Origin of the sequence: Hoylesella nanceiensis DSM 19126 = JCM 15639, assembly GCF_000379965.1 — a bacterium.
In the GTDB taxonomy this organism is placed as follows: Bacteria; Bacteroidota; Bacteroidia; order Bacteroidales; family Bacteroidaceae; genus Prevotella; species Prevotella nanceiensis.
Genome location: NZ_KB904331.1, coordinates 130,057 through 142,587, shown reverse-complemented (window position 1 = coordinate 142,587; position 12,531 = coordinate 130,057). Strand labels below are relative to the sequence as shown.

The 12,531-nt window shown below is 44.1% G+C and carries 7 protein-coding genes and 1 pseudogene; all 8 read right to left on the bottom strand.

Annotated features, from left to right (window positions below):
• Positions 1 to 8: 8 nt before the first annotated feature.
• The 8 genes and pseudogenes from A3GM_RS0106715 to A3GM_RS0106675 all read right to left on the bottom strand — a co-directional run bounded on the left by A3GM_RS0106715 (position 9) and on the right by A3GM_RS0106675 (position 12,515).
• The gene (locus A3GM_RS0106715) at positions 9 to 1,631 is read right to left on the bottom strand and encodes an RNA-directed DNA polymerase (RefSeq protein WP_240430790.1); all 1,623 of its coding nucleotides are present in this window, start codon (positions 1,629 to 1,631) and stop codon (positions 9 to 11) included.
• 845 nt (positions 1,632 to 2,476) lie between these two features.
• Positions 2,477 to 2,938, bottom strand: a pseudogene (locus tag A3GM_RS11070) (DUF4143 domain-containing protein); the annotation flags it as partial.
• Positions 2,939 to 3,355: 417 nt separating this feature from the next.
• Complete coding sequence (locus tag A3GM_RS0106700; protein ID WP_018362619.1) at positions 3,356 to 3,667, bottom strand: helix-turn-helix domain-containing protein; 312 nt, start codon at positions 3,665 to 3,667, stop codon at positions 3,356 to 3,358.
• Positions 3,668 to 3,670: 3 nt separating this feature from the next.
• The gene (locus tag A3GM_RS11415) at positions 3,671 to 3,940 is read right to left on the bottom strand and encodes a helix-turn-helix domain-containing protein (RefSeq protein WP_081614696.1); all 270 of its coding nucleotides are present in this window, start codon (positions 3,938 to 3,940) and stop codon (positions 3,671 to 3,673) included.
• A gap of 703 nt (positions 3,941 to 4,643) precedes the next feature.
• On the bottom strand, positions 4,644 to 5,105 hold the full coding sequence (locus A3GM_RS0106690) for a DUF1896 domain-containing protein (RefSeq protein ID WP_026216143.1): 462 nt from the start codon (positions 5,103 to 5,105) through the stop codon (positions 4,644 to 4,646).
• Positions 5,106 to 5,119: 14 nt separating this feature from the next.
• Positions 5,120 to 6,439 carry a site-specific integrase gene (locus A3GM_RS0106685; RefSeq protein WP_018362615.1) on the bottom strand — a complete coding sequence of 440 codons (1,320 nt, stop codon included), beginning with the start codon at positions 6,437 to 6,439 and terminating at the stop codon, positions 5,120 to 5,122.
• 13 nt (positions 6,440 to 6,452) lie between these two features.
• Complete coding sequence (locus A3GM_RS0106680; RefSeq protein ID WP_018362614.1) at positions 6,453 to 7,706, bottom strand: site-specific integrase; 1,254 nt, start codon at positions 7,704 to 7,706, stop codon at positions 6,453 to 6,455.
• 264 nt (positions 7,707 to 7,970) lie between these two features.
• Complete coding sequence (locus A3GM_RS0106675) at positions 7,971 to 12,515, bottom strand: DUF2958 domain-containing protein (RefSeq protein WP_018362613.1); 4,545 nt, start codon at positions 12,513 to 12,515, stop codon at positions 7,971 to 7,973.
• Positions 12,516 to 12,531 lie beyond the last annotated feature (16 nt).

Here is a 12,531-nt window from a genome sequence, read left to right as displayed (position 1 = left end):
ATAACTTTTTACTCATTGTAAATTCGTGTTTCTCTAAATACAATAACAGGGGTTACATTCCTCAAGACTTCCTTATCCACAATACTATTATACGGAAGATTTGAAGCATATTCTGATTTAATCCAATTGTTGTTCCACAATGATTTAACATCTTTACCTGCAACTAGCTTACAAAGACGCAGGGTATAAGGAGATTTTCCATGCTTTGCATCTTGGGAGTAAGTCATATTTTGAAGCCAAAGCTGATTATACTGAGAGTTTGGTTGGTCACATAATTTGTGATATACCAAGTCTATAATAGAACTTTTCTCATTTGCATCCTTAAGGGAATCTATCAGGCGACTGATAATACGTAGGGCATAGTGAGCACAACCTACATTTTCAAGGGCAATCTGGGTACAGACAGCTATCATTGCACGCACACTACCTCCAGGGATGTGTCTAATTCGTTTATATGTCTTTATGGTTGAGAAGACATTCTCCTCTTCCGTATTCTCTTTTGGTTCTTCATCAAGATTTACGTCCTCCCACTTAATATTTTCAGTTTTCATATCAGACATCTTTGGATTAAGCCATTGCTCAATTCTATTATCAATATCAGAAAGCATAGTCTTTAGAGAACCACAGTCTGGATATTGACGTGAAAATATCAAAATATACAGTAGGTACTTTTCGAAACTGTCAAAGTCACATCCTTTTTTGTTGAAGATAGGAGTGTTATAGATGTAGGCGAGCTTGTCTGTTTTTACAGCATCCGTAACAATGCTGTCACTAATCTTTGTCTTACTACTATTCATTCGAAAGTTGAGACGTTCAAGAACATTCTGTAGGGTATAAGAAATGTTCTCGAGGGCGTTCTTGTCATTGCAGAACACTCGATAGTCATCACGATAGCGTATAATCTCGTAAGAAGGAAAGGACTTACCCTCATTTTCGTAGACCTTGGCTTTAGTCTGCAATGCTTCGTGAAGCAAAAGATCTGAATAGCCGAGTATGATTTCGCCAACAAAGTCAAAAATGGCGCTTCCTTGTGGTATGCCCATATTTCGGCCTTCCTGAAAAGCTCGAAGGTACCTCTGAATGTTGTTAGCTATATTACTTTTCTCTGTTCTTGCATGTTGTGTGTCTTTCAACTGAAATGCCCAATCAAAAGCTTGTGGATTTACCGACCCGTAGCAGTTCGTGATGTCAGTCATAAACATGTAGCGATATTCCAAAGATAACTCTATGGCACGCTGTTCCATACTATACCACCAGTTCATGATGGTTGTAGAATTATGGAATGGTTCTTTTTCTGCTCTAACTATAGGTATGGCACAAGATGTTATGTGTGGTACAGTAAACTCATCAAATAGATTCTTCACTACATTCCAATTATTTTCATTACACACTTCACGTACCAAAAAATAATAGAGAAAAGGATTGGCAAGTATAATAGGACGTACAGCGTAATGTCCGTCTTTATTAAGTAAAATATCTAAGTTAACATCAGATAGATTTTCTGGTAAAAAATTATTTTGAAGACATTCCTCATATAGGGTGTCTCCAACAGTTTTTTGGACGAATTCAAGAACTTTGTCAAATGTGAAGTATTCTGGCAGTTCAAAACCGTGATACTGTTCCGATTTCATAAAGAAATCAAATACTTCTGAAAATGTGAGCGATAGTATATTTTTTGCCATATAAGAGAGTAAGATGTACTAGAGAAAATATCCTCGATTAGATTTGTCACTTCTTGGACACAAAGATAACATATTATTTTTACACTTTAGTATAATCATTAAAGAAAAAATGCTTTTTCTAGTGTTTTTACGGAAGGAAAAGGTAACTATTCAGCGATAAGGTTTATAAACTATTATTGATTATCAGTATGTTACATAAAGACATACAGACAAATTCTAATAAAGAATGTCATTTCGAGCCTTTTTGCCACAATGTTAAGTTTATAAGCTCTTGATATTCAACGTTTATTATCGCTGAATAGTTACAGGAAAAGTAAAATAAGTAAAATATTGTAAAATCTACTTTGTTAGAAAATGACCTTGTATGTGAATTGAACGGATGGGTCAAAAGTGGGGAGACTCAAAAATTCCGTGGCGATTTCCGATTAGGATAATCATCACGGAATTTTATGGCTCTTCCGGAATTTGGAGTGATGCGATGATGTTCTTTATGCCACTTGTTAGTAAAGAAAATTTGTAAATAGTTCATTATAAGCGTTTTGTATCGTGTATAACCCATGTGATACAACAACAACTTTCGTAACCTTTAAATTAGTACTTTGTATTCTTTAATATCAGTAAACAAAGGGGATATAAAAGTATATAAATTATAAATGTTATTGATAATCAGATATTAAACACTATCACTCCAAATTCCTGAAGACCCAATTTTATTTTACATTACTGGTTTTGAGCCCAAAAGTGGGTCAAAATACAATACCCAACTCCATAGGCAAGAATTTACTTAACCAATCTGCCAATCTGCGAAGCAATCCACAGCCACAGGCATATACTTTGAATGCCGACGGATCCGCATAGGCAGAAACAGGAAGTCCGGGCTTGGTGATGTTGAATACCCTGTAAATCATACCGGCATTTTCTAGCCAGAGCAGTGCGTCCTTATAGTCCTTTGACCGTGCACCTGGCTTCACGACCTTGAAAATGAACTTTCGATTTTCTTTGGCAAGCTGCGAGGGAAGCGAGTAGCAGATGGCATGGATGCGAAGAATATCCCTCGGTGTAGTGTACTTGGCAAAGTCAAGTTTGTAGAGGTCGAGAATATCCTACAATACCTGCTCTACAGCCTCGGGCATACCGCCACACACGAGGTAACGTCTGTACTCAGTCTTTAACTTATTGAGAACAATCTCCAGTAGGTGGCTGGGTTCATACAGTTCCTCTACATAGTTGAATGCCCTTTTATCAGCAGCACGCAGGAGTGCCATCTTTCCCATTATGGACAAGTGGTATGTCTGCCATCAGGCTTCTTGCATTTCTGTCTTTTCATTGCTATCTAATCACGACTTTGGAGTGATTTAATCCCCCTTTCGGGGCAAGGGTCTTTGTGGTACAAATGGCAGTTTGTGGTACAAAGACACACCTTGCCAGTATAAAGAAAGAGATAGTTTGTTATGTTCCATAAAGTAACCTTTCTGGGGTGCTTTTGATAGACGAGAGTTCAAAGTTCAAGAAGTAAGTCAAGAGATAAGTTTAGACTAATTTCTTGACTTACTGACTTTATGAGCTGACATATTTTTGACTAAAGTTAATTTTGACTTAGGTCGAAACTAATTTCTTGACCAAAGTCATAACTGACCATTTGACTTAAGTCGCGACTGAGTTCTTAACTTAACTCATAACTTACCTGTTTGCGGTATTGGATTATAATGCCTTTCAAGCATAGCTTGTATGTCGCTCTGCCTGTAGAGTATCTTTCCTCCGATTTTGAAATAGGCAATCGTGCCATTGTCCCGATAGTCCTGAAGTGTGCGAGGACTCAACCGTAAAAGTTTGCACACCTCCTCGCCTGTCAGGTAAACCTCTCCACCCAACATCGGACGGGCAGTAGCGCAATACCGCTCCAATTTCTTCAATATTCCTTCCATCAGTTGTGAAAACAACTGCATCTGAGGGTCTTGCTGTGTAATGATTTCGTTCTCTGTCATAGTTCATTCACTTTTTGCGTTCAGTAATTCCGTGATGTCGCTTTCTTTGTAATAGCACTTATGTCCAATCATTGAGAAAGGGATTTTCCCCGTATCTCTGTATGATTGCAGGGTGCGTTTGCTGATGCCGAGCCTGCGGCATACGGCTTCATTGTCGAGCCATTCGTCCGTTTCGGGCGGATTGCCGATAAGCTGTTCAATACTGTGGATAAAGTCTGCAAATTCGGAGCAGAGCCGCTCCCACGCTTTGCGGTCGATGATAATGAGTTTCATTGCCTTAATTTTGTTTTGATTACTTTATTGTTACTCGGCAAACAAACTGTTATGCAGTCCATTGCCGTACTTATCGAGTGCAAAAGTAAATCCTCGGAAGCACCGCTGCAAGAAATGAGGAAAAGCAGGGAAATGTCAGGAAAACAAGAGAAAAAGCAAAGGAAATCAGTCTGCATTATTGCGGTAATGAGATGAGGTGCCGGCTCTTTTCTTTTATCACATAGCAATTATTCTTTCGACAGTTCGATAGTTCGACAAATCGATATGTAGAACTATCGATAGATAGTTTTATCGATAGATTATTTTGACTATATATAGTTTTGACAACAGATAGTCATGACAACAGATAGTCATGACAATAAATTGTACCAACAACAGATAGTCCGTATTATCGTCAGTCCTATCTGTTGTTGGTTGTTACGCCTTGCGTCCAAAGAGCCTGAGTATGCCGTATTCTTGTCGTGCCTATACTCTCTACGGGAGCCCTGCCCTGCAAGGTTGGGAGAGATGAATACAACCGCATGGCTATTGAAAAAGGCAATACCAACTTGAAACAGAAAAATCCTGCGGTGGAGATTCTTCTCTCCATCCGCAGGACTTGACCTTGTCAGGGCAGATTAGCTGCCGTTGTACCTTTGCACGATAAGAAACGGCATCAGGGACTTTGCGTGTGCCTTTGCTTACAACGCCTTTGGACTTACCCCTACGTCTGACCGACTATTGGCAAATGATTGCTCTTGGTAAGCAGCACTATCGTGCCTGTGAGTTCGGTGTAAAGACGGTCGTATTGCTCGTCAGAAGCAAATGTGTCCGTCAAACCGAACTTGTCGAATGTGGCTTGAACAGCCTTGTTCGACAACAATATGGGTGCAAGCTTCTCTGGGAGCGGTGCAGGCAGTTCCCTCTCAAACTCGTTCTCCAAGACAGAAACAAGCGTGTCGTACTTGGAAAAGTGCAAACCTTGATACAATACCTCACTTGCTATGCTCTCCGCTTCGGGGTGCGTGAATCCCTGCACTACAGCATCGCAGTAGGTGGTAAGAGCCATATCAGCCCGAGCGGTGATAAACTCCGTGTCGTGCAATCTTTCGGGGTGATGCTCACTCATATAACTTCTTAATTTCAACCGAAAATAGGAAAGTTCCTGTTTGTTGTGCTGTTTCATCTTTATCTTCATCTTCATTTAGCATTGATATTCAATGATGGTTGCTTTGCTGTCAAAGGAAAAGTTGCTTGTCCTCCGCTTGGCTTTCTTGGCGGACAGACACGCAGGGCCTTTCGCAGTTCCCTTGTGGTGTTGCTACCTATGAGTGGCTGCATTTCCCGTGCAATCTTACTCTTGCTAACCTTTGCATAGAGTTCGGTGGTTGAAATGAAGCGGTGTCCGAGCATCTTACTGACGGTTTCTATCGGCAAGCCGTTCTCCAAACAGATGGTCGTTGCAAAGGTATGTCGTGCCGTGTGCGAGGTGGCTTCGGTATGAGATGGGAGTCCAGCCTTGATGATGATGTCCCTTATCTTGCGGTTGAAATGGCTATTCGTGGGGAACTCACGAAAGAGCAAACCCTCCTTTCGTCCATCGTTGACAATGGTGAGTATCTCTTCGGCAATGGGCAATAAAGGAACAATGCTTCTGTTCTGAGTTTTTGTGCGACAGAGCGATATGTACCTGCGCCCATCGTCAAGTGTGTAAACATCGTCCATTCGGAGTTTCTTTAAATCAGAAAAAGCTAACCCCGTAAAACAGCCCAAGAGGAAGATGAGCCTACAATGGTTGTCCACCGAGCGGTGAGGACGATATGAGAGAAGTTTGTGTAAATCGTCAGAAGTGAGGGCATTGCGCTCGTAGGTGGGCGTTTCAATGTCTATCAGTTCAAAAGGGTCTTCACGGATATATCGCTCCTGCTGTGCCTTTCTAATAACCTGATGCAGGTGGCGCAGACGGTTGGAGACGGTGCTCTCCTTGTTTCCTAAGTCACTAAGCATGAACAGACGGTAGCTTTCTATTAGGTCCTTGTCGGCTTCTTTGGGAAGACAATCCTCATTCCTCCTTGTTTTCAGAAATTGAACAAAGCTCTTCTTGCTGTCCCTAAAAGCCCTGACGGTAGCCTTTCCTATAGTCTTGCCCTGCAATTCCTCCTTACTTTCGCAGACAGCTTGGTAAAGCTCTATGAGTGTAGGGGTGGGCTTGTTTTGATGCAGATACTGCTCTTTGAGGTATTCTGCCGTGATGTAGTTCTCTTCCCTTAACGTATGTTCATAGAGTGCGTGAAGTCGTTTATCTATTGAGTCCAGTTGATGATTGACGGCATTCGCTCTGTTAGCTGCCACTTTTATACGTCCTATCTTTGATTGCCAATCATCGGGAGAGGTGTGCAATCCTGTTGAGAATGAAGCAGACGCACCATTGCAGGTGATACGGCAGCGGATAATGCATTCATTCCTTTCGCTTGTCTTGCTTCTATCTATATAGAATAGAATTGAAAATGTACTTTTCATTGTTCTTGGACTTTTAGTTGATTAAACGATATTGTGCGATGAGAGGGAGAATCTTCTCCACATCCCGAAAGACACGCGCTGGAGAAGTCTCTGCATACACCTGTGTGGTCTTTATTTGGCTGTGTCCGAGCATTTTCGATACGCTTTCGATAGACACGCCTTCAGAGAGTGTCATCTGCGATGCGAAGGTATGCCTTGCCATGTGAAAAGTCAGTGTTTTCTGAATACCGCAAAGCCGTGCTATCTTTTTGAGGTGTATGTTCACCGTATCGCAGCCCGGTATGGGCAGCAGATACCCTTTGGGCGGTTCGTGACGGAACGCCCTTGTATGGATACCCCTGTACCGCTCGATGATGGCGGATGCTTCGGGCAATAGCGGAATGTGGCATAGGTTGCCCGTCTTCACTCTCGGCTTTCGTATCCAATTCATACCAGACTCGTGGATGATATGCTCTGCCGTGAGGTGGTACACATCCGTATAGGAAAGACCGGTATAGCACGAAAAGAGAAACATATCCCTTGATACCTGCTCGTAGCCTTGCAGTTCGTTATCGCTTAATGCTGCTATTCTGTTTACTTCCTCCCTTGTGATGTATCGGGGTGTACCCACGTCCCAACGGATAGAGTGAGCGATGAAAGGATAGATGTCTATGATGTGCCGTTTGTGCAGGTCCTTGAGTAGGGATGCCAGCATTGTAAGATAACCAGCTGAGGTGTTGAGTTTAAAACCCTTTTCTTTGGCAAAATACTCCTCCAAGTCTTTGATAAGGGCAGTATCGGCTTTTTGCACGGGAATATCGTCCACACGGTAGCGATGTCTGAGAAATTTTGCCAGATGCTTACGGAAGAGCAGCAGACATTTCAGTCTTCTTTCACTGCGGTCTATACCCACTCGCTCACGGAAGCGGTCGATATACTCGTCTGTATGATGAAGCAGCCCCTGCGATCCGCTATTCAACCCGAGAACAAGTTCCTTTACCTGCTCTGCCCTTACTGAAACATTAGACTTCTTTAAAAGCATCTCATAAACTTTACAGACACTTACTTGCAGTCGGTCAAGTTCGTTGTTTACTGATACGGCTTCAGCACTCTTGCCCACAAGTCTTTGTTTGCGACTGTCCCATAGATTGGGTGTACAGGCACATTTGCAACTGAACTGAACCATTGAGCGACCGATACTGATGCGTCCCATGATGGGACTTTTCCCGTTTTTGTCCTGCGTACCTCTCTTGAGGTAGAAAAGCAGCTTCATTTTTTCTTTTTCCATTGTCTTTTTGCTTGCAAAATTACACTTCTTAGAGGAACTTTGAGTGATGCAAAACATTGATAATGAAAGAGAAAACACCGTTTTAGTTACCACTTTTAGCCGTTCTTTTCCTTTCATCGTTTCTCGAACGATTTGGTAACTGAACTCTTGCTTTTTCACTCCTTTCTTAGCCTATTTCCTTTGATGCAACTCAATGAGTAAAAAGGCAATATATCCTCTATTTCAATCAGATACGCATTCTTCGCCTTTTCTTGCTTCCAAATCCTATACTTCCGCATAGAAAGCAGCCAGCTCAGGCACCTTAATGAATGTCCTAAACCGTTCCTTCTGTATGATGTCGTTTGTGATGGAGAACTCGTAGTCGGTCGACTTTTTGGCAAAGACGGCTGCCCATGCGTCAAAGCTGTTGATACCTTGCCTCTCCAAAGCCTGCGGACGAAGATACTTGAACAGAAGATACAGTTCCGTCAGGCTATTGGAAATGGTCGTTCCAGAAAGAAATGTTGCTCCCAAATCCTTGCCAGACCTCTCCTGTATGGTGCGAATGGCAAAGAGCATGTTTAAAGCACGCTGTGAGCCATCAGGATTGCCCAAACCCGACACACGGTCATGGCGGGTATTGAACATCAGGTTCTTGAACTGGTGTGATTCATCTACAAAGAGGTGGTCGATACCCATCATCTTGAAGTCCACGGCATCGTCTTTTCTTTCGGCGATGCTGTCCTGTATGTTCTGCAGCTTTGCTTCCAGTGTCTGCTTGCGCTTCTCCAAGCCTTTGAGCATACCACGGGAGATGTCTCTTCCTTGTTGTCGCAACACTTCGAGATTCTCTTCCACGGAGTCCAGTTCCTTTTGCATAATCGCTTCCTGTATCTCCAATGCCTGCGGTATCATGCCGAACTGTTCATGCGTAAGTATAATACAGTCCCAATCGTTGTTCTTGATGTCGTTGAAAATACGCTGGCGGTTCTGCTTGTTGAAATCATTCTTGCCTGGATAGAGTACCTTAGCATTGGGATAAGCTTTCCTAAAGGTATCAGCAATGTCGAATACGTTTGCCTTCAGACCGATAATCATCGGCTTGTTTGCCAGTCCCAATCGCTTCATCTCGTAGGCAGCTGTACACATGATGAGCGTCTTTCCCGCTCCCACCTCGTGGTCGCATATACCGCCACCGTTGGTTTTCAGCATCCATACGGCATCTTTCTGACTCTTGTAGAGGTCGGTTATACCCAATCGTTTTAGGTCAAGATCGGGAAAAGTCTGGTGCGTACCGTCAAAGTTGGGTCGCACAAAACAGTTGAAAAGACGATTATAACGGTCAGAGAGTTGTTGCTTGAACGTGTCAGGTGTACGTCCGAGCCAATCAACAAAGCCCTGCCTGATTTCCTCTATCTTGGCATTTGCCATCTGTATGGCATGTCCGTCCCTTACTTTGATGGTCTTGGCCTCTCCCGTAACCTTATCCGTCACTTCCTTGCTCTTGTTGATATCGGGAATGGTATTGTGCAGGGCGTGCTTCAGGAGGTTGATGCCGTCATAGCGGCGAAACTCTCCCTGTACGGCATACTTGTGCCAGATATTGGCATTCTTTCGGTCACAGACAATACTGTACTCGTCCATGTTCGAATGGTAGGATACGCTAATATCCGTTCCGAAAAACTCCGAGGCAAACCTACCATAGACTTTAGCAGGTATCCAGCGTTCACCGAGATTGAAGTCCAAATCGGCAAAAGGAATGGGTGTTGGCGTGGCTGCACGCAAGGCGGCAAGGCTCTGCTTTGCCTCTTCGTGTTCAGGATGTTCCAAGAGCCATGACTCGATACGTTCCGTCTTCTCTATCACATTGCCAGAAATGAACTTATCGGCCACCTCGTAAGTATTTTCTTCGGGATTGAAATAGATGCGACCTTCCAAGGAAGAAATGATGTCGCTTTCCTCCATATCAGGTAAAAGCGAACTCATGTAGTCAAGCTCCACCGTACCGTACTTGTTGAGCGATGCACCCAATGCCTCCATCGGGTCTGCGGCAACGGTTAGTTCCGTGGTAGAAAATGCCGTGGGATGGTCGAAGATGTCCGCCTTGATGTACCTGCCGTTTTCGGAGCGTTCCAAGAAGAGCATTTCCACGCCTGTAGCATCCATCTTGATAATGTCAGTGTTAGCCTTCTGATTGAAGTAGCCCCAGCGGGATACATAATCATCATAAAGGTGATTGAGTCTGCTGCGGTCTTCCCTGTCTTCTGCATGGTTCTCTGCCTCGTAGTCATAGAGGCGATGATAGCACTCCCGTATCTCGATATAGGCTTTGAGACGGGAAAGCTGGGCATACGGCAAGTCCATCGGGTTAAAGGTGGGATGTCGCTTCAGGTCAGAAAGAAAGCCTACCTGCCCTTTCTGCACGACAATGGAGCCGTCTCTTAGATGAGAGTCCGGCGAAGAGAGAAAAGGGCGCGGTGAAGCGTCAAACTCTTTTCTGACTTCTGCTATCGGCTGCGGCTTACGCTCCTCGGTTTCGTTCATGAAGTCGAAAAGTGATGGCTCACGTGAAGAGGAAGAAGCTGCTTTCCTGCTACCACGGGTACGCCGTTGAGGAATGGTCGCTGCCTTTTGCATTTTGAACTCCGATGGTTTCTGGGGAGCAGTTTGTGTTATAGGACGGCGTGCCTGTGAAGTTCCTGAATTATCCTTAATTTCATTGTTCACACGGCTGATCTCTCTAGTCCAAAGGCTGTATTCCTCTGGAACAAATAGTGACAGCTGTTCTGGTTGTCCGATGTCTTCCATGTTATTGTCCACCACTGGATGATGATCATCGTCAAAGAATATTGTCTGCCCGTTCATCTCTCTTGGAGCTTCAATATCCGTACGGATTTCTTGTGGTTCCTGATCGTATTGATGGTGAAGTGTCAAGGCGGGTACGCCTTCAGGAGCAGGTTCAACAGTTGTGGAAGGCTGTTCTGATACTAATTGTTGTGGAGCGGACTCTGATGATGACGACTGTAATGGAATTGTCTCTCCGCTAGGAACGGTATCTTCCATTACCTGCGTATCGTTCTCAGAAGGAATGGCCACAGTCTCCTTAACCTTATTCTCTGTTTCTGCCTTTGTTATCACTTCTTCCTTGATTTCCTCTGCTATCACTTCTTCTATGGTATATTGTCCCCTGACGATTTCTTCCAGTTCGGCTATCTCATGCAATTTCTTAGGAGAGAAGTACAGGTCGCGTTCAATCCCCAGTCCTCTTACCTTCACGCCTTCCATCTCATCGAGGGACATATTGCCAAGCTCCCAGCCGTAACCCATCGTGACGGCACCGAAACCAATACGGCTCTTAGGATCATACTCCAGAAGGTAGGCTGTGTATGCTCCCATAGGGAAGAAATAGCGTGCATACGCAACCTTATCGCCAATGAGTTCCTTTTCCGTGCTGTAAAGTTTAGGCAGTTGCTTTCTGATACTGTCGGGCATGAGGTTATAGGCATCGTTTATTCCCTTGTCTTCAGTCTTTGTTTTCTCTGTTTCTTCTTCTCGACTTATGGTAATACCCAACTTGCGAAGCTGTTTCTCTGCTTCTGCCTCTCGCTCTACCTCTACCTCTGTCATTGGTATACCTGTTTCATATAGTTTACGGTCGATACGTTGTTCCATTTCAAGGGAGAGCCGTGTTCGGAGACTTTCTGCCATTTTCTCAATCCCTCCTGTGAACCGATACTCCCATGCAGGTCTTCCATAAGGGTCTGTACCCATTATGCGCTCTGTAGCAATGGTGCGATGAGATATGTCTTTCCAATCTCCTACAAAAAGAGAGTTATGCTTGAAGACGACAGAAGAGCCTTCTTCCTTAGCAACGGAAACGGTTTCTACGAACTGCTGTTCAATTCCCTCGCTGATTTCTTTACCCGTCTGCTTCTGCAGGACGATGAGGTCACTGCCTACGTCCGTTCCTGCATTGTCTGAAAACATACCCGATGGCAGGCGGAGAGCGGAGATAAGGCGGCTATTCTGCATGAGGTAACGGCGTATGGCTTCATTGCGGGGACTGTCCAAAACGCCCTGTGAGGTGATAAATGCCAGTAAGCCACCTTCCTTGACGCAGTCCAGACCTTTCACAAAGAAGTAATTGTGAATGGCACGTGTGGACTCACGCTTGAGAGTGTCCTTGCCTTTGCTATACTCTCGGTCATAGACCATGAAATCACCGAAAGGAATGTTATTTGTAACAAGGTCGTATTTGTCCTTGTCTTCCAGTTCTCCAATAGCTTCAAAAGGCTCGTTGCAAACAAACACATTGCCTTTACCATAGGGGTGAAGGGCTTGCGAGATGCGGGTAGTGAGCAGGTCCTTTTCCATTGTATCTACAACTCCCGCTTGCCTTGCAAAGGTTTCAGCAAATGCTCCCATGCCAGCTGAAGGATCCAAACATCGACGTATGGGTACATTTACAGAAGTGAGAGCGTCTGAGATGGCTGAAACGATACGGGTATCAGTATAGAAGGAGGTTAGTACGCTTGCCTTGATGCTCTCCCAATACCGCTTGGCGGTGTTAGCATCTAAGGCTTCACGATAAATCATCTGTTTGAGCTGCTGGGTAGGTTCAAAGAGATTCTGCTCTGACTTGCTCCAATAGCGTATATCATCGGGGGTATCTGTACGGTTGAGTACACATTTCAAGCCACCGAAGCCCTGATAGTTTCGTAAGATACTTTTTTCAGCTTCGGTGGCTTCGCGGCGTTCTTTTTCCAGGCGCAAGACCACACGGATAGCTTCCGTGTTGGCTTGTAGGACTTCTTTCTTATTGTATGCCATAGTGTTTGCTTTTAAT

Coding starts and splice junctions, on each gene's coding strand:
- A3GM_RS0106715 (WP_240430790.1), bottom strand. CDS start 1,631: ATGAAATCGGAACAGTATCACGGTTTTGAACTGCCAGAATACTTCACA.
- A3GM_RS0106690 (WP_026216143.1), bottom strand. CDS start 5,105: ATGAAACAGCACAACAAACAGGAACTTTCCTATTTTCGGTTGAAATTA.
- A3GM_RS0106700 (WP_018362619.1), bottom strand. CDS start 3,667: ATGACAGAGAACGAAATCATTACACAGCAAGACCCTCAGATGCAGTTG.
- A3GM_RS0106680 (WP_018362614.1), bottom strand. CDS start 7,706: ATGGAAAAAGAAAAAATGAAGCTGCTTTTCTACCTCAAGAGAGGTACG.
- A3GM_RS0106675 (WP_018362613.1), bottom strand. CDS start 12,515: ATGGCATACAATAAGAAAGAAGTCCTACAAGCCAACACGGAAGCTATC.
- A3GM_RS0106685 (WP_018362615.1), bottom strand. CDS start 6,439: ATGAAAAGTACATTTTCAATTCTATTCTATATAGATAGAAGCAAGACA.
- A3GM_RS11415 (WP_081614696.1), bottom strand. CDS start 3,940: ATGAAACTCATTATCATCGACCGCAAAGCGTGGGAGCGGCTCTGCTCC.